Origin of the sequence: Sphaerimonospora thailandensis (assembly GCF_016863115.1) — a bacterium.
GTDB lineage: Bacteria > Actinomycetota > Actinomycetes > Streptosporangiales > Streptosporangiaceae > Sphaerimonospora > Sphaerimonospora cavernae.
This window is the reverse complement of sequence record NZ_BOOG01000002.1, coordinates 1-18,280: the sequence shown is the minus strand read 5'-3', so window position 1 is coordinate 18,280 and position 18,280 is coordinate 1. Positions and strand designations below refer to the sequence as shown.

Annotated in this window: 14 protein-coding genes; 13 read left to right on the top strand and 1 reads right to left on the bottom strand. The window is 70.3% G+C overall.

The features are described from left to right. Positions 1-193 precede the first annotated feature (193 nt). A complete protein-coding gene (locus tag Mth01_RS00215) occupies positions 194-1,525 on the bottom strand; it encodes an extracellular solute-binding protein (protein ID WP_204009473.1) in 1,332 nt (443 codons plus the stop codon). A 307-nt stretch (positions 1,526-1,832) separates the two neighbouring features. Between Mth01_RS00215 and Mth01_RS00210 the strand changes: the two genes are divergently transcribed. From Mth01_RS00210 to Mth01_RS00150, 13 genes are all read left to right on the top strand, one after another. Continuing rightward, positions 1,833-3,119, top strand: coding sequence for an NAD(P)/FAD-dependent oxidoreductase (locus tag Mth01_RS00210; protein ID WP_204009472.1), 1,287 nt, complete (start codon positions 1,833-1,835; stop codon positions 3,117-3,119). 51 nt (positions 3,120-3,170) lie between these two features. Then, a complete protein-coding gene (locus Mth01_RS00205; protein WP_239088878.1) occupies positions 3,171-4,616 on the top strand; it encodes a cation:proton antiporter in 1,446 nt (481 codons plus the stop codon). Between the two features lie 7 nt (positions 4,617-4,623). After that, positions 4,624-6,411: a non-ribosomal peptide synthetase gene (locus Mth01_RS00200; protein ID WP_239088875.1), complete on the top strand. Its 1,788-nt coding sequence runs from the start codon at positions 4,624-4,626 to the stop codon at positions 6,409-6,411. Further along, the gene (locus Mth01_RS00195; RefSeq protein WP_204009471.1) at positions 6,408-6,614 is read left to right on the top strand and encodes an MbtH family protein; all 207 of its coding nucleotides are present in this window, start codon (positions 6,408-6,410) and stop codon (positions 6,612-6,614) included. The genes Mth01_RS00200 and Mth01_RS00195 overlap by 4 nt, the downstream gene beginning before the upstream one ends. A gap of 17 nt (positions 6,615-6,631) precedes the next feature. After that, the gene (hppD, locus tag Mth01_RS00190; protein ID WP_204009458.1) at positions 6,632-7,729 is read left to right on the top strand and encodes a 4-hydroxyphenylpyruvate dioxygenase; all 1,098 of its coding nucleotides are present in this window, start codon (positions 6,632-6,634) and stop codon (positions 7,727-7,729) included. 52 nt (positions 7,730-7,781) lie between these two features. Continuing rightward, positions 7,782-9,161, top strand: a complete 1,380-nt coding sequence (locus Mth01_RS00185) for a condensation domain-containing protein (RefSeq protein ID WP_204009455.1) — start codon at positions 7,782-7,784, stop codon at positions 9,159-9,161. A 73-nt stretch (positions 9,162-9,234) separates the two neighbouring features. After that, complete coding sequence (locus tag Mth01_RS00180; protein ID WP_204009452.1) at positions 9,235-10,617, top strand: nucleotide disphospho-sugar-binding domain-containing protein; 1,383 nt, start codon at positions 9,235-9,237, stop codon at positions 10,615-10,617. Between the two features lie 18 nt (positions 10,618-10,635). Further along, positions 10,636-11,655 (top strand): dTDP-glucose 4,6-dehydratase, encoded by a 1,020-nt coding sequence (gene rfbB / locus Mth01_RS00175; RefSeq protein ID WP_204009449.1) that lies wholly within the window; start codon positions 10,636-10,638, stop codon positions 11,653-11,655. A 96-nt stretch (positions 11,656-11,751) separates the two neighbouring features. Continuing rightward, positions 11,752-13,095, top strand: a complete 1,344-nt coding sequence (locus Mth01_RS00170; protein WP_239088873.1) for a class I SAM-dependent methyltransferase — start codon at positions 11,752-11,754, stop codon at positions 13,093-13,095. A 73-nt stretch (positions 13,096-13,168) separates the two neighbouring features. Continuing rightward, positions 13,169-13,900, top strand: a complete 732-nt coding sequence (locus Mth01_RS00165) for a class I SAM-dependent methyltransferase (RefSeq protein ID WP_204009446.1) — start codon at positions 13,169-13,171, stop codon at positions 13,898-13,900. 113 nt (positions 13,901-14,013) lie between these two features. Then, the gene (locus tag Mth01_RS00160) at positions 14,014-15,111 is read left to right on the top strand and encodes an aminotransferase class I/II-fold pyridoxal phosphate-dependent enzyme (RefSeq protein ID WP_204009444.1); all 1,098 of its coding nucleotides are present in this window, start codon (positions 14,014-14,016) and stop codon (positions 15,109-15,111) included. A gap of 248 nt (positions 15,112-15,359) precedes the next feature. Then, positions 15,360-16,346 carry a helix-turn-helix domain-containing protein gene (locus Mth01_RS00155; protein WP_204009441.1) on the top strand — a complete coding sequence of 329 codons (987 nt, stop codon included), beginning with the start codon at positions 15,360-15,362 and terminating at the stop codon, positions 16,344-16,346. A 31-nt stretch (positions 16,347-16,377) separates the two neighbouring features. Beyond that, complete coding sequence (locus Mth01_RS00150) at positions 16,378-18,015, top strand: acyl-CoA carboxylase subunit beta (RefSeq protein ID WP_239088871.1); 1,638 nt, start codon at positions 16,378-16,380, stop codon at positions 18,013-18,015. The last annotated feature ends 265 nt before the right edge of the window (positions 18,016-18,280 follow it).

Sequence of the window (18,280 nt, the reverse complement as noted above, 5' to 3'; positions counted from 1 at the left end):
GCCGCGGACGGACCTGCCCGCGGCCCGCACCGCAACATGGGGATTGCGACGTACATCCGGTGTACGACGACCGTCGACGGGCGGTCGGGCGTACGCCGGTGGATCAGCAGGCTTGTCCCTCGAACGGCGAGGGGTCCGCCGATGTGATCCTTACACCGGCCTGTTGAGACGTCTTCTTCCTGCTTGCTCAGGTTCAGCCGACCTCGAGGCGACGCGGGGTCCGCGGAGCCGGTCCCCGGCAGTCGGCGTTGTACTCGTCCAGCAGCCGCTGGGCGTCGGCGGTGGCCCGGGTGAACCGGCCGGCCGGGTCGGCGGCGCGGACCAGGACGTCTTCCATGGCCTGCGTCATGACGTCCTGGATCCCGGCGAAGTCGCCGAGCAGCGCGCCGAGCGCCGCCGGGGAGCCGTCCGCGGCGCGGAGCTGGTCGGTGGCCACCCGCAGCCAGGGGTGTTCGTCGAACCAGCCGGCCTTCGCCAGCAGGTCGAACGAATCGACCGTGATGGGGATGAAGCCGGCGGACTTGTGCCAGGCGGCGGCGACCTCCGGGCGGAGCAGGAACTGGATGAAGGCGAGCGCGCCGTCGCGCGTCGCCTCGTCAAGACCGTCGGCGAGCCAGAAGGACTGGCCGGACACCAGGTTGCCGGCGTAGGGGACGTCGCCGTTGCGGGGCAGACGGGCCACCTCGACATCGAAACCGGCTTCGCGGCCGGCTCGGACCGCGGCCCCGGCGATGATCGATGACCCGACCGTGAACGCGACCCGCCCCGTCGCGAAGGCGTCGAAGGCGGCGCCCCAGTCGCCCCGCGTGCCGGTGTAGAGGTAGTGGCCGTCCCGGTGCAGCCGCCGCCACCACTCGACGTAGGCCGCCATCTGCGCCGACGAGAGATCGACCGTCGAGGCCCGGCCGGACCGGCCGTTGTCGTGGTCGGCGAGCAGGCCCCCCTGTGACGCCACGGCCTGCTGGAACAGCCAGCCGTGGTCCGGCCAGGTGATCGCGGCCGAGGGGCCGTGCGGGAGCCGGGCGATCGCCCGGCAGGCCGCCTCCACCTCGTGCCACGTCTCGGGAACGCGGGGCACGCCCGCCTCCCGCAGCATCGTCGCGTTGGCGAAGAGCAGCGCGGTCGTGGCGGTCACCGGCACGGAGACGAGCTCGCCGCCGTAGGCGTAGTGGCCCCGGGCGGCGGCCTCGATCCGGTCGATGGCCACCGGCTCGCCGAGTATGTCGGCCCGGCCGCCGATCGCCGCCTCGATCGAGGTGAACAGCGGGCGGCCGTCCCTCGCCCGGGTGTCCAGCGCGATGCGGGCCGCCGTCGCGTAGTACTCGGCGACGGCCGGGGGCTCACCACGTTCGGCCGCTCTGGCGACCTCCCCGGGCATCTCCCGGAAGTCGACGGCCCGGATCCGCACGCGGTGGCCGGGATGGGCCCGTCCGAACTCCTCGGCGGCCTTCCGCATCGGGTCGAGGAAGCTCGCGAACGGGTGTTCGGCGAGCCAGACGTCGACGACGGTCCTGTGCTCGGTCATCGTGTCTCCCTTTCCGTTCACATGCGGACCCGCGGGAAGTCATGATCTTCAGATTCATGATCCGAGCTGTGGCGGCGCGCGGCATCTCCGCCGTTGCGGCTTCGCCGAGCGCGGCCCCCGCGCCCCGAGCCGGATCGCCCGCCATGAGCCGGATCGCACCTCATGAGCTGGATCGCACGCCATGAGATGCGTGGTCGCACGGGCCGATGTGACGCTGTTCGCGAGATCACCCCAGACGCTCCGCTGACGCTCTAGGACAGCGTCACGCCGGTCGGGCGGGCGGACGGCCAAGAACGGGAGGCGCAAAGTGATCAAGTCCGAGGACGAGTTCGACGTCGTCGTGGTCGGCGGCGGACCGGCAGGTTCGGCGACCGCCGGCCTGCTGGCGAAGCGGGGCTACCGCGTGCTGGTGCTCGAGCGTGAGAAGTTCCCGAGATACCACATCGGAGAGTCGCTGATCACGGGATCCCTTCCGGCCCTGGAAGATCTCGGGCTCCGGGAACGGCTCGACAACATGGGCTTCACCAAGAAGTACGGCGGCACGCTGCTGTGGGGCAGCAACCAGGGCACGTGGGACTTCCGCTTCAGCGAGGCGTCGAACTACGACTACGCCTACCAGGTGCGTCGCGCCGATTTCGACGCCCTCCTGCTCGCGCGTGCGCGGGAGCTGGGCGCGTTCGCCATCGAAGAGGCCACGGTCAAGGAGCCGATCTTCGACGGCGAGCGGATCGTCGGCGTCACCTACATCCGCAAGGGCGACACCGAGCAGCGGACGGCGAGATGCCGGCTGCTGGTGGACGCCTCGGGCCAGTCGCGCATCCTGGCTCGCCGCTTCGATCTCGTCGAATGGCACGACGACCTGCGCAACATCGCGGTCTGGACCTATTTCCAGGGCTGCAAGCGGTACGGCGGGACGCGCGCGGGCGACACCGTCACCGAGAACCGCCCGTCGGGCTGGTTCTGGTTCATCCCCTTGTCCGACGGCACGGTGAGCGTCGGCTATGTCACGCCGATCGAGGAGTACAAGAAGTCGGGCAAGAGCCTGGAGGAGCTCTACGCCGACGAGCTGGCGAAGTCCCAGGAGGTCAGGGCCCTGACCGAGGGCGCCTTCCGGGCGAGCGGCTTCCGCAGCATCCGGGACTGGTCCTACACCTGCCAGCGCTTCCACGGCCCCGGCTGGGTGCTGGTCGGCGACGCCGCCGCCTTCGTCGACCCGCTGCTGTCGACGGGTGTCGGCCTGGCGCTTCGGGGCTCGCATGGCCTGGCCGACGCGGTCGACGCCGCCCTGCGCGATCCGAGCTCGGAGGCGCGGGTGCTCGCCAGGTACGAGGCGAACTACCGCGAGTTCCTCGGCTCCCTCCTCGACTTCGTCCGCTTCTTCTACGACCGCACCCTCAACAAGGAGCAGTACTGGGACAAGGCGCAGCAGTCCCTCGATCCCAAGAAGCTCCGCCCACGCAAGATCGACTTTGCGACGATGCTCTCCGGCGTCTCCGGCATCCATGAGATCTTCCACGACTTGGACGGCCCGGCCGTTCTCTCCCAGGAGGAGGCCGGGCTCGAAGTGGTCGCGGTGGCCGAGGCCAGTGGCTAGGGGCGCTGTGGCAGCCCCGGGCCGTCCCGGGCGCGCCGAGAGGAAGAGCGAATGATCCTCTCGGCGGCGCCCGTCGCGCCGATGGCCGCCGATCAGTTGCTGCTTCTGCTGCTGCAGATCGGCCTGCTGCTGGGCGTCGCACTCGTGCTGGGCAGGCTGGCGCTGCGGCTGGGCATGCCGGCGCTCGTCGGAGAACTGTGCGCCGGTGTGCTGCTGGGCCCGTCGGTGCTCGCCCACGCGGTTCCGGACCTGTCGTCATGGCTGCTGCCGCATGACCCCGGGCAGACGCACATGCTGGACGCGGTCGGCCAGATCGGCGTGCTGCTGCTGGTCGGCATCACCGGCATGAACGTCGATCTGGCCGTGGTCCGGCGCAGGGGCGCCACGGCCGCCTGGGTGAGCGCGGGCGGGCTGCTGGTCCCGCTCGCGGCCGGCGTCGCGGTCGGTTTCGCGCTGCCCGCGGCGATGCTCGGCGAGGGCGCGGACCGCACGGTCTTCGCCTGCTTCGTCGGGGTGGCGCTGTGCGTGAGCGCGATCCCCGTCATCGCCAAAACTCTGCTGGAGATGCGCCTGCTGCACCGCGACGTCGGCCAGTTGATCATCAGTGCGTCCGCGGTCGACGACGTCGCCGGGTGGCTGCTGCTGTCCGTCGTCTCGGCGATGACCACCACCGGGCTGCGGGCCGGCGACGTGGCGCTGACGGTCGTACGGCTCCTCGTCCTCATCGTGCTCGCCGTCACCGTCGGCCGGTTCGCGGTGCGCGGGGTGCTGCGGCTGTCGGCCAAGTCGGCGGAGCCGGGTGTGACGGTCGCCGCCGCCACGATCGTCGTGTTGCTGTTCGGGGCGGGCACCCAGGCGCTCGGCATGGAGGCCATCTTCGGCGCCCTGCTCGGCGGCATCCTCATCGGCTCGTCCGAGTGGGTGGACCGGCCGCGGCTCGCACCCCTGCGGACCTTCGTCATGGCGGTGCTCGCCCCGCTCTTCTTCGCCACGGCGGGGCTGCGGATGGACCTCACCGCGCTGGCCCGGCCCGTGGTCCTCGTTTCCGGGGTCGTGGTGCTGCTGGTCGCGGTCGCCGCCAAGTTCGCCGGCGTGTACGGCACCGCCCGCGCGGTCAGGCTCGGGCACTGGGACGCGCTCGCGCTCGGCGCGGGCATGAACGCCCGCGGCGTGATCGAAGTGATCATCGCGATGGCCGGGCTGCGACTCGGCGTGCTGACGACTGAGATGTACACGATCGTGGTCCTCGTGGCCATCGCCACCTCCGTGCTGGCCCCCCCGGTGCTGCGGTACGCCGTACGGCGGATCGACGTGACCGACGAGGAGAGGGACCGGGAGCGGGCGTTGGTCGGCGGGCGGCCGCCGGTACGGCGCAACGCGGAAGATGCGGTGGCGTCGAGCCGGGGCGACGCTGGACGCACCGCGGTCCTGGTCGATGATGGCGAGCCGCCGGCGCCCGCTGCGCGTCGCGAGGCTCGATGGAGCGAAAGGATCTGAACACCCCATGCGTTCCTTGACGATTCAGGGGCATTTCGCCGAGCAGGTTCGCCGGACGCCCGACGCCGCCGCGGTCTCCTTCGGCGATATCCGGCTGACCTACCGGGAGCTGGACGAGCGGGCCAACCGCCTCGCGTACCGGCTCCTCGATCTGGGCGTGGGCCCGGAGGATCCGGTCGCCGTGCTGATGGAGCGCTCCGCCGACCTGGTGGTGGCGACCCTGGCGATCCTGAAGGCGGGAGCCTGCTACCTGCCGCTGCACAGCGCGTACCCGATGGAGCGCATGCAGCGGATCATGAACAGCTCGGGGGCGGCGGTGCTGCTGACCGACGAGGCCATGCGCGGGCGGGGTCTTCCCGAGGCGGCCCAGGTCGTCGTCGCCACGGAGATCGGCACCGGGGGCGGCGCGGGGGAGGAAACGGCGGATCCCCCGGTCCGTGACCCCGATGTCGAGACGGATCCCGCCCAGCTCGCCTACGTCATCTACACCTCGGGCTCCACCGGGCAGCCGAAGGGCGTCGCCGTCACCCACCGCGACGTGCTCGGCCTGGCGCTGGACCGGTGCTGGGAGGGCGGCCGGCACGAGCGGGTCCTGATGGTGGCGCCGTACGCGTTCAACGTCTCGACCTACGAGTTGTGGGTGCCGCTGCTGCACGGCGGCGAGATCGTCGTGGCGCCGCCCGGGGAGCTCGACGTCCCCCTCCTGCGGCGTCTCATCGCCGAGGCGGGGATCACCGGGGTGCACCTGACCGCCGGGCTCTTCCGCGTGGTGGCCGAGGAGGCCCCCGACTGTCTCGCCGGGGTGCGCGAGGTGCTCACCGGCGGAGACGTGATCGCGCCGACGGCGGTGCGCCGGGTCCTCGACGCGTGCCCGGACCTCGTGGTGCGCGCGATGTACGGGGCGACCGAGGCCACCTTGTTCTCCACGCACTCCCCGATGACGGCCCCGTTCGAGGCGGACACGACCGTGCCGGTCGGCCGGGCCATGGACGACGTGCGCCTCTACATCCTCGACGAGCGTCTCGACCAGGTCCCGGCCGAGGTGGTGGGCGAGCTGTACATCGCGGGGCGTGGCGTGGCGCGCGGATACCACGGCCGGGCCGACCTGACCGCCGAGCGGTTCGTCGCGGACCCGTTCGCCGGGCCGGGGGAGCGGATGTACCGCACCGGCGACCTGGTGCGCCGGACTCCCGAGGGCCTGCTCGACTTCGTCGGCCGCGCCAACGACCAGGTGAAGATCTTGGGATTCCGCGTGGAACTGGCGGAGGTGGAGGCGACTCTTGCCGCCTGTCCCGGCCTCGCCCACGTCGCGGTCGTGGCGCGCGAGAACGGCCAGGGCGACAAGCGGCTCGTCGCGTACGTCGTACCGGTGGGAGCCGCCCCCGACGTTCCGGCGCTGCGGGCGCACGCGAGGGCGTCGCTGCCCGAGTACATGGTGCCGGCCGCGTTCGTGGTCGTGGACGTGCTGCCGCTCACCGCGAACGGGAAGCTGGACCGCCGGGCGCTGCCGGAGCCGGACTTCGAGAGCGCCCTGACCTACCGGGCCCCCCTGAACCCCAGGCAGGAGGTCCTGTGCTCCATCTACGCCGAGGTGCTGGGAGTGCCGCGGGTGGGGATCGACGACAGCCTGTTCGACCTCGGCGGCCAGTCGCTGCTCGCGATGCGGCTGGTCAGCCGCATCCGTACGGCCCTCGGCGTGACGGTGCCGATCGGCGTGCTGTTCGACGCGCCGACGGTGGCCGGGCTGGACGAGCACATCGAGAACCTGACCAGACAGGAGACAGCGGCGAGATGAGCACCAGTCCCTTCGACGTTCCGGACGCGACCTACCTCGTGCTGGTCGACGAGGAGGGCCGGCACTCGCTCTGGCCGTCCTTCGCCGATGTGCCGCAGGGGTGGACCGCGGTGCACGGCCCCGACGGCCGCGACGCGTGCCTGGAGTACGTCAGCGCGCACTGGGTCGACCTCCGGCCGCGCAGCCTCGCGGCCCGAATGTGAACCGGGAGATGCCGTCCATGGCCACCACAACGATCTTTCAGGACCTGCTCGTCGATCACGTCGAGTTCTACGTCGCCGACCTGGCGGCGCAGACGGACTGGTTCACCGGCGGCCTGGGCTTCGGGGTCTACGCGGACACGGAGCCCGACGCCTCCGGGAAGGCGCCCGCGACCCGCTCCGCCGGGGTCGGCCGCGGCGAGATCCGGCTGGTGCTCACCGAACCGCTCACCGCCGACCACCCGGCCGCCGCATACGTCGCCAGGCACGGCGACGGGGTCGCCGACATCGCGTTGCGGGTCGCGGACGCCGCCGCCGCCTACCGCGAAGCCGTACGGCGCGGCGCCCGCCCGGTGTCCCCGCCGGCCCGGCACGGCGACGTCGTCACGGCCACGATCATGGGGTTCGGCGACGTGGCGCACACGTTCGTGCAGCGCCTCGGCGGCGCGGACGCGCGCACGCTTCCGGGGCTGCGCCCGCTGGTGGGGCCGCTGGTGGGGGCAGGGACCGCCTTCGACAGCGGGCTCGCCGAGGTGGACCACTTCGCCGTATGCGTCGAGGCCGGGCAGATCGAGGCGGTGACGCGGTTCTACCAGAAGATCCTCGACTTCGACATGATCTTCTCCGAGCGCATCGCCGTCGGCTCGCAGGCGATGACCACCCAGGTGGTGCAGAGCCGCTCCGGCGCGGTGACCTTCACCCTCGTCGAGCCGGACGTCTCGCTGGACGCCGGCCACATCGACGAGTTCCTGAAGGAGCACGGCGGTGCCGGGGTGCAGCACATGGCACTGACGACCCACGACATCGTGACGGCGGTCGACCGGCTCGGTCACGCGGGGGTGGAGTTCCTGAGCACGCCGGACGCCTACTACGACCTGCTTTCCGAGCGGGCCAGGTCGGCCAGGCACCCGGTCGGTGAGCTCCGCAGGATCGGCGTCCTGGTCGATGAGGACCACGACGGGCACCTCTACCAGATCTTCACAAGATCGGTCCATCCCCGCGGCACGTTCTTCCTCGAGGTCATCGAGCGGTTGGGGGCGCGCTCTTTCGGCAGCGGCAACATCGCGGCGCTGTACCAGGCGGTGGAGCTCCAGCGCGGCGACAGCGTGGTGGCCTGACCGCTCCGGCCAGGTCGCCAAACGTGATCTGAACACTGGAAAGGGCAGGATCATGACCATTTCCGAGACGGCCCACCGGCCGCCCGACGCGGCGAGCCTGACTCCGCTCTCCTACACCCAGAACTTCCTGCGGCTCTTCGACCGGGGCGACGACACCGGCCCCTTCGGCCCCCGCTACAACATGGTCGTCGGCTGGCGGGTCCGGGGACGGATCGACGTCGCCGTCCTGCGGCAGGCGATGGACGACGTTGTGGCGCGGCACGATTCGCTGCGCGTGTCCATCGTCCGCGGCGAGGAGAGCGGCTGCCGGATGGTCGAGTCGCCGGGCCCGGTGCGGCTGACCGTCCGCGATGTCGCCGGCGGCGACCCGGACTCCCGTGATCTTCTCGTGGAGGAACTGCTGGGCGAGATCGAGGCCGGATCCTACGACGCCGGGGATGTGCCGAGGCTGCGTGCGATCCTGTGCAGGTTCAACGAGGACGACGCGGTCCTCGCGCTGGTCATCCACCACACGGCGTCGGACGGGTGGTCGATGCAGTTGCTCATGCGCGACATCGCGTCCCGCTACGCCGCGCGCCGCGGACATGCCGTGCCCGTCCTCCCGGACGCGCGGCCGTACCACGAGTACGTGGAATGGCAGCGGGTGAACGCGACCGGTGAGATGGCGGAGATCTCGCGTGAATACTGGCGGGAGAAGCTGAGGGACGCCCGGATGCTGGCCGTGCCCACCGACTGGCCGAGGTCGGCGGGCCGGGAGAAGGTCTGCCCGGTCTACCGTTTCTCGATCTCCGCCCAGGTGACCGCCAAGGCCCTGGAGTTCGCCAGAGCGATGCGGAGCTCCCCGTTCATGGTGCTGCTCGCCGCCTACAACATCGTGCTGCGGAGGATGACCGGGGCCACCGATCTGGTCGTCCCGACGATCACTTCGGGACGCCGGGAGCCGGAGTTCCACGAGACGGTCGGCCCCTTCTTCAACTTCCTCCCGCTCAGGACGGACGTCGCCGGATGCCGGACCTTCCGCGAGGTGGTCGAGCGGACCCGGACGACCTGCCTCGAGGCCTACTCCTACGAGATCCCCTTCCTCCAGATCATCGGCGAGGCCCCCGAGGTGACCGGCACGCTCGCTGAGGATCACCTGGCCCCCTGTGCCTTCCAGGTCTGGCAGTTCTCGACCGTGATGGACCGCGAGCAGGTGGGGGACCTGGAGATATCCGAGGTGCGCAGCAGGGTGCTCTCGCAGGTCGCGGGGACGGACATCCCCGACGGCGCGCTGCTCACGCTGGACATCGACCCCTCCGGGCAGATCTTCGGCAATCAGGCGTACAACAGCGACCTGTTCACCGAGGCCACCATGGTCGGGATGGTCTCCGAGTTCTGCCGGATTCTCGAGGCCGGGGTCACCGACCCGGACCACCCGCTCGCCGCGGTCTAGAGCCGCCGGGACCCTCGCAATCCGCCGGGATCCTCGCAATCCGCCGGGACTCTCGCAAGCCAAGGAGACTCACATGCGAGTCATGTTCACCATGTTCCCCTCGACGGCGCACTTCCTGCCCCTGGTCCCGTACGCCTGGGCGCTGCAGGCGGCGGGGCACGAGGTCTGCGTCGCCGCTCCGCCGGGGGTCGCCACGGGTCTCGCCGTCCCCGACTTCCACAGGTCCGTCAACGGCGCCGGCCTGACGGCGGTGTCCTGCGGCGAGCCGCAGGCGCTCGCGGTGCACGACCGGGACCACCCCGGGTACGCCGAGCTCATTCCCTCGATCGAGGAGTCGGAGAACCTGGTGCGGGCCATCGCGCTCGACCCGGCGGAGCGGGCTCCCTGGGACGTGTTCTACCACTTCGCGCTGCTGACGATCCGCAACTACCATCCTCCCGTCCCGCGGCAGGACGTCGAGGCCGTCGTGGAGTTCGCGCGCGAGTGGAAACCCGATCTCGTGTTGTGGGATCCGTGGTTCCCCTGCGGGGCGGTGGCGGCCCGGGCCTGCGGCGCGGCGCACGCGCGGGTGCTCCTGGCGCCCGACTACACGGCCTGGGCGGCGGAGAAGTTCGCCGAGCGCGGCCGCTCGGGGGATCTCGACCGGGACCCGCCGGCGAACCCGCTGGTGGAGACCGTCCGGCCGCTGGCGGAGCGGTACGGGTTCGAGGTGGACGACGAACTGCTGCACGGGCAGTGGACGGTGAACCCCTTCGTCGAGGGGATGCGGCTGCCCACCGGCCTGCCCACGGTCAACTCACGTTACGTGCCCTACACGGGCGCGAGCGTCATGCCCGAGTGGCTGTACCGGCCGCCGGCGCGGCCGCGGGTCGCGATCTCCCTGGGCGTGTCCACCCGGATGTTCTTCAAGGGGGACTGGGGGCGTACGGCCAAGCTCATGGAGGCGGTGGCCGGCCTGGACGTCGAGGTGATCGCGACCCTGAACGCCAACCAGCTTCTGGACGTCGCCGCCGGAATTCCCGGCAACGTCCGCACCCTCGACTACGTGCCGCTCGACCAGCTGCTCCCGACATGCTCGGCGATCATCCATCACGGCTCGATCGGGACGTTCGTCGCCGCGTCCGCCAAGAACGTGCCGCAGCTCATCTGCGACACAGACGAGCCGTGCCGCATCGTCGGCACTCCGAAGGACGACGGCATCGACTGGGACCTCCAGTGCCAGAAGCAGTTGACCGCCACCCGCACCTCCGCCTATGTGACCGGCCGCGGGGGCGGGGTCCGGCTGAACCACCAGACGCAGTCGGCGGAGGAGATGCGCGGGCAACTGCTGCGGGTGCTCGACGATCCCTCGTTCCGGGAGGGCGCGGAGACGATCCACCAGGAGTGGCTGGCCGCGCCGAGCCCGGCCGGCATCGTGCCCGTTCTGGAGAAGCTGACCGCCGAACACCGCGGCTGAGAACTCAAGGAGGCAGGCATGAGGATCCTGGTAACCGGCGGCGCCGGATTCATCGGTTCGGAGTTCGTCCGGGCCACGCTGCGAGGTGAACTGCCGGACTCCGCCGACACCCGGGTGACCGTTCTGGACAAGCTTACATATTCAGGAAATATGGCGAATCTGGCTCCGGTGGCCGGCCACCCGGGCTTCCGGTTCGTCCACGGTGACATCTGTGACCCGCTGCTGGTGGACGAGGTGGTGGCCGGGCACGACGCCGTCGTGCACTTCGCCGCCGAGACGCACGTGGATCGCTCGATCGTCAGTGCCGCCGAGTTCGCCAGGACGAATGTGCTCGGCACCGAACTGCTGCTCGAGGCCGCCCTGCGGCACCGCGTCGGCCGGTTCGTGCACGTCTCGACCGATGAGGTGTACGGATCCATCACGACGGGGTCCTGGACCGAGGAGTCGCCGCCGGCGCCGAACGTGCCCTACGCCGCGACCAAGGCCGGCGGTGATCTGCTCGCGCTGGCGTTCCACCGTACGTTCGGCCTCGACGTCGTGGTGACCAGGTGCACGAACAACTACGGGCACTATCAGTTCCCGGAGAAGGTGATTCCGCTGTTCGTCACCAACCTGCTCGACGGCAGACCAGTGCCGCTGTACGGCGACGGCGGCAACATGCGGGACTGGCTGCACGTGTCCGATCACTGCCGGGCCATTCAGCTGGTGCTGCGCTCCGGCCGCGCCGGCGAGGTCTATCACATCGGCGGCGGCACCGAGCTCACCAACATGCAGCTCACCGCACGGCTGCTCGAGGCGGTCGGCGCCGGTTGGGACATGGTCGATCACGTGCCGGACCGCCAGGGACACGACCTGCGGTACTCACTGGACATCTCCAAGATCCAGCGGGAGCTCGGCTACGTCCCCCTCGTCTCGTTCGAGGACGGCCTGGCCGCCACCGTCGAGTGGTACCGCGACAACCGCTCCTGGTGGGAGCCACTGAAGGAACGGGTGATGCCCGGAGCGGCCGCCGGCCGCGTCATGATCCCGGCCGTCTGACGGCCCGGCCGCCGATCGCGAACGCCTTTGGGGGCGCCTTCGGGGCCCCCGGTACGCGCACATGCGAAACAGGCACGACAAGAATCAGGAGACGACATGCAGGACGCCGACATGCAGGACGCCGACATGCAGGACGCCGACATGCAGGACGCCGACATGCAGGACATGGTCAGGTGGGTTGAGAACTGCCGCGTCTGCGGGGGGAACGACTGGCTCGACGTGATCTCCTTCGGATCCACGCCGCTGGCGAACGGGTTCCTCGACCCGGCCGCCGTGCCCGAGGACGAGCCGGCCTACCCGCTGGAGGTGGGCGTGTGCCGGGACTGCCGGCTCATGAGCATCCGGCACACCATCGACCCCGAGGCGCTCTTCAGCCACTACGTGTACGTCTCGTCGGACTCCGACCTGATGGCCGGGCACATGCGCCACATCGCCGATCTGTGCGTACGGCGGGCCGGGCTCGACGCGGGCGACCTGGTCGTCGAGATGGGCAGCAACATCGGCACCCAGCTGGCCCTGTTCCAGGAGGGCGGCCAGCGGGTGGTGGGCGTCGACCCGGCGAAGAACCTCGTCCAGGTCGCCAACGACCAGGGAATCCCCTCGATCGCCGCGTTCTTCGGCGCCGCCGAGGGCGCCCGGGTGGCGCGGGACTTCGGTCAGGCCAAGCTCGTGCTCGGACGGCAGTGCTTCGCGCACATCGAGAACGTGCACAACGTGCTCGACGGCGTCGAGGCCGTGCTCGCCCCCGACGGCCTGCTCGTCATCGAGGTGCCGTACCTGGTGAACCTGATCGAGGAGAACCAGTTCGACACGATCTACCACGAGCACGCCTCCTACTTCTCGATCACCACGCTGAGCCGTCTGTTCGCGGCGCACGGCCTCCACATCGTGGACGCCGAGCGGGTCGCCGTGCACGGCGGTTCGATCGTCGTGATGGCGTCGCGGGTGACGGCGGGTCGGCGGCCGATGCCGGTGGTCGCCGAGCTGGTCGCGCTGGAGCAGGAGCGCGGGCTGACCGATGACAGCGCCTACCTCGAGTTCGCCGCGCGGACCAGGCGGGTGCTGGCCGGCGTCGGCGACCTCGTACGCGACCTGGCGGCGCGCGGCAAGCGGGTGGCCGGCTACGGAGCCCCGTCCAAGGGCACCGCGCTCCTGCAGTTCTGCGGCCTCGGCCCCCGGGAGATCGAGTTCTGCAGCGACACGACCCCGCTGAAGCACGGCAAGCTGCTGCCCGGCACGCACATCCCGGTGCGGTCGCCGGAGCAGGCGCGCTCGAACCCGCCGGACTACTACCTCCTGCTCGCCTGGAACTACGCCGAGGAGATCATCCGCAAGGAGCGGCGGTTCCTGGAGGACGGTGGGCGCTTCATCGTGCCGATCCCGGAACCGCGGATCGTCTCCGCCGAGTCCGTCCTGGAGTCCTTCCTGGAGTCCGTCTGACCGGCACGGCACGTCCAGCGCCGCCACCTCGCGCCGACCCGATCAGGGTCGTCCCGTCCCCAAGGGAGATCTGATGGAATACGGACCCGACCACGCCGAACTGTACGACCTGGTCTTCCGCAGCCGTGGCAAGGACTTCGAGGCGGAGGCCGCGCAGCTGGCCCGGCTGATCCGATCCCGGTTCCCGGCCGCGAAATCGCTGCTCGACGTCGCCTGCGGCACGGGCGCCCATCTGGAGACCTTCGTCAAGCTCTTCGACCATGCCGAGGGCCTGGAGCTCTCCTCCGGGATGCGTGCGGTCGCAAAGGACAGGCTCCCGGCGGTGGACGTCCATCCCGGGGACATGCGCGACTTCGATCTCGGGCGAACGTTCGACGCCGTGACCTCCATGGGCAACGCCGTCGGCGAACTGGACTCCGTTGAGGAACTGAGGGCCGCGGTCGGCCGCATGGCCGCGCATCTGGTCCCGGGCGGGGTCCTGGTCGTGGAGCCCTGGTACTTCCCGGACAACTTCCTCGACGGACACGTCGGGGGCCACATGCTCGTCGAGGAGGGCCGGGTGATCTCACGGATGACCCACTCCACCAGGCACGGCTCGAAGAGCCGGCTGGAGGTCAGGTTCAGGGTCGCCGAGGCCTCCGGGTTCCGCGAGTTCTCCGAGGTCCTCTTCTCGAGCCTGTTCACCCATGAGGAGTACGCGTCGGCGCTCGAGGACGCCGGCTGCACCGCCGAGTTCGTCCCGGGCTTCCAGCTCGCGGACGGCCGGCCGAACAGCCCAGGGCTTTTCGTCGGTGTGCGCAAGTGACTCCGCGTCCCTTCCGGTTGAAAGGCGGCCAACTCATGCCCTCCACTGCCACGCCCCTGTTCGCCGAGCCGCTCCATGTGGGACTCCCGAATGTGGGAGACAGGGTTCGCCTCATGGAACGGATCAACGGCGCTCTCGATCGTCTGTGGCTCACCAACAACGGACCGCTGGTGCGCGAGTTCGAAGCGCGGATCGCCGCGCTGACGGGCGCCAGGCACTGCGTCACGACGTGCAACGCGACCACCGGGATCCAGATCGCCGCGAAGGCGGCCGGGATCAGGGCCGGAGACGAGGTCATCGTCCCCTCCTTCACCTGGGTGGCGACGGCCCACGCCCTGGAGTGGATCGGCATCGTGCCGGTCTTCTGCGACGTGGACGAGGAGACGGGGACCGCCGACGTGGCGCACGTCGAGCGGTTGATCGGCCCGAACACCCGCGGCATCCTCGGCGTACACGTCTTCGGGTACCCCTGTGACATCGAGGGCCTGTCGGCGCTCGCCCGGCGGTACGGGATCCCACTGTTGTTCGACGCCGCCCACGCCCTCGGATGCACGTACCGGGGAAGGCCGATAGGCGGGTTCGGCTCGGCGGAGATCTTCAGCTTCCACGCCACCAAGTTCATCAACACGTTCGAAGGCGGCGCGATCGTCACCAACGACGACGAACTGGCGGAGCGGGCCAGGGCCATGCGACAGCAGGGCCTCGACGCCGAACACCGGGTGGCCGGACCGGGCACGGTCGCGCGGATGAACGAGATCTGCGCCGCCATGGGACTGACGGCGCTCGAGGCCATGGACAGCCTGATCGAGGTCAACCGGCGCAACCACGGCCACTACGAAGAGGGCCTCGCGGGCGTGGCGGGGGTGCGGGTACGGCCGATGGCACCGGACGAACACGCGAACTACCAGTACGTCGTCATCGAGATCGACGCCGAGGTCGCCGGAGTGCACCGTGACGTCGTGAACGACATCCTGCTCGGGCACAACGTGCTGTCGCGCCGCTACTTCGACCCCGGCTGCCACCTGGACGAGCCCTACCGGTCGAACACGTCCCGGCACGCGCCCCTTCCGCTGCCGCGCACCGAGGCGCTGACCGACCGGGTGCTCTCGCTGCCCACCGGCCCGGCCATCGGCCCCGCCGAGATCAGCGGCATCTGCGAGATCATCCGCCAGGCGGTGCCGGCGTACGGCCCGGCTGAGGCACTGGTGTAGCTTCGCCGCCGGCCGCCGCGGCGAGCATCCCCAAGACGGTGCACCCGACTCCTCCGCGGATTCCATTCCAGAAAGCGGATCCGCGCGGGTCAGGTGCACCTTCTTGATTTCCAGAGAAACGCAATGCTAAAGATATGGCGGCCATCCGTGTTCAGGTATTTTTAGGAATAGGATTATTGATTCTCTTGCGGCAGTGGGGGCAGCCCGAAGTCACCCCTGGGTTCGGTCGCTTTACCGGGAGGTGAGCCGTGGACGTTACGGTCATCGGCATCTCGGCCGTAGCGGTGGAGATTTACCGGTACTTTCTCCGGCATCGCGACGAGGGAGTCGGCTCGGCCCGCCGGGCACTCGGCGTCGACGCGGACACGGTCGAGGCGGCCGTCGAGGAGCTCGAACGGCTGTCTCTGCTCGATCTCACCGACCGGCACCGGGTCGTGGCCACCGAGCCGAGGATCGGCATCGAACGCCTCATCGAACGACGACTCAACGAACTCAACTCCGAGATCAGGCGTGTCCTCGCGGCCCGCGACGCCATCGCGGTCTTCATGGAGGACCGGCAGCAGGGCGAGCGGAGCAGCACGGCGCTCGACATCGAGCGGGTGGAGGGGCTTGAACGGGTCCGCCAGCGGATCGACGATCTCGGGTTCTTCTCCTACAAGGAGACGCTGTGCCTGCATCCGGGCGGCCCGCTCTCCCGGACCGCCATCGAGACGGCGCTCCCCCTGGACACCCGCTCGCTGCGCCGCGGCCTCTCGGTGAAGGCGGTCTACAACCCCCGGGCGATCGAGGATCCGCTGATGCTCGCCTATCTGCGTGATCTTCGCAGCCTGGGCGGTGAGGTGCGCATCACGGAGGAGTCGATCGACCGCATGATCGTCTTTGATCGGAGCGTGGCCGTCGTGCCGATCCACCCGCAGGAGAGCGCACGTGGCGCGCTGCTGGTCCGGGAGCCGGGTCTGGTCTCCCAGCTGGTCGCCTACTTCGACGGGGTGTGGGAGGCCGCCACCGACATCCGGGAGTACACCGAGCCGTCCAAGGAACCGCCGCTGCTGTCCGACCTGGAGCGGCGGGTTCTGGCGGTGATGGCGACGGCGGACAAGGACGAGATCGCCGCGCGCGAGATCGAGGTGTCCGTCCGGACCTACCGTCGCTATGTCGCCGACCTCATGGCCCGGCTCGGCGCGGTCAACCGCTTCCAGGCCGCGCTGCGGGCCAAGGAGGAGAACTGGATCTGAACGCCCGTACAGCGGCGTGGGGAGGAGCATGATGACCACCTCGGAGCTCGACTGGGCGCCGCTGATCGAGCCCGCCGGCGGTGCGCCGGCCGAAGCGACGCCGCCCCCACCGGCACCCCCGCGTTCCATGCGGCTGCTGCGCAAGGAGCGGGACGCCCTGCGCGACGAGATCACGGCGGGCCGTCGCATCGGCGTCCAGCGTCAGCACGCGCTCGGCAAGCTCACGGCCAGAGAGCGGCTGGACCTCCTGCTCGACGAGGATTCGTTCGTCGAGATCGACATGTATCGCCGGCACCGGGCGCACGGCATGGGGATGGACGACCGCCGCCCGCACACTGACGGGGTGGTCACCGGCTCCGGCACCATTCACGGCCGCCGGGTCTTCGTGTACGCACAGGACTTCACCATCTTCGGGGGATCGCTGGGCGAGGCGCACGCGCTGAAGATCCAGAAGGTCATGGACCTCGCGATCTCCACCGGATCGCCGTTCATCGGCCTGAACGACAGCGGGGGCGCGCGGATCCAGGAGGGGGTGATGTCGCTCAACGGGTACGGGGGCATCTTCCAGCGCAGCGTCCGCGCCTCGGGTGTGATCCCGCAGATCAGCGTCGTGCTGGGGCCGTGCGCCGGCGGCGCCGCCTATTCCGCGGCGCTGGCCGACTTCACCTTCATGGTCGCCGGCACCGCCCAGCTGTACCTGACCGGGCCGGACGTGGTGGAGGCCGTGACCGGACAGCGGCTCAGCCACGCGGAGCTGGGGGGAGCGCACGTGCACGCGACGCGGTCGGGGGTGGCCACGTTCGTCCACGACGACGAGGAGAGCTGCCTGGAGGACGTGCGGTATCTCGTCTCGATGCTGCCGGGCAACAACCTGGAACCGGCCCCGCCCGGACCCTCCAGCGGCGCGGCCGACGACCTGAGGCCCCGACTGGCCGACATCGTCCCCGTCGAGCCGAGCGAGCCGTACGACATGCGCATGGTCATCGCGGAACTGGTGGACGACGGCGACTTCATCGAACTGCACGAGACCTGGGCGGCCAACGTGGTCTGCGCGCTGGCCAGGATCGACGGCGAGGTCGTCGGGGTGGTCGCCAACCAGCCGATCGTGCTCGCCGGTGTGCTGGACGTCGCGGCCTCCCAGAAGGCCGCCAGGTTCGTGCGGTTCTGCGACGCCTTCGGCATTCCGCTGGTGACGCTGGTGGACGTGCCCGGCTTCCTCCCCGGGGCCGATCAGGAGCACGCCGGCGCCATCCGGCACGGCGCCAAGCTGCTGTACGCGTACTGCGAGGCGACCGTGCCGCGGATCCAGGTGATCCTCCGCAAGGCGTACGGCGGAGCCTACATCGTCATGGACTCGCGTTCGGTCGGCACGGATCTGTCGCTGGCCTGGCCGACGAACGAGATCGCCGTGATGGGCGCAGAGGGCGCGGTGGACGTCGTCCACCGCAGGGAGCTCGCCGCCGCCGCCGATCCCGCCGCGCTGCGCGCCGAGCTGGTCGAGCGGTACTCGCGCGAGCTGGTGCACCCGCACTACGCCGCGGAACGCGGGCTGGTCGACGACGTGATCGACCCCGCCGAGACGCGGGCGGCGGTCGCCCGTGGGCTGGCCATGCTGCGCGACAAGCGCGAGGAGCCGGTCCGGCGCAAGCACGGCAACACGCCCCTTTGACCCGGCGGGGCCGTGGCGGTCCGACCGTTCGGATCTGGCAGTAAGCTGCAGCGCCCAGACAACTTGCTGCTGCTGAATCGCCTGGTAGCAGGGCTGTGAGAAGCGCAGAGTTGGAGGTGGAAGGAAGAACTCACAGCCCACTGGAAAGGGTGAACCGACATGACGGTCCGGGTTTTCCCCCAGGTCGCCTCCACGCCCGCCTCCAAGTTCGTCGCCAGGTGGTCGGCGGCTCTCGCGTCCACGGCCATCGTCGGCGCGCTCGCCG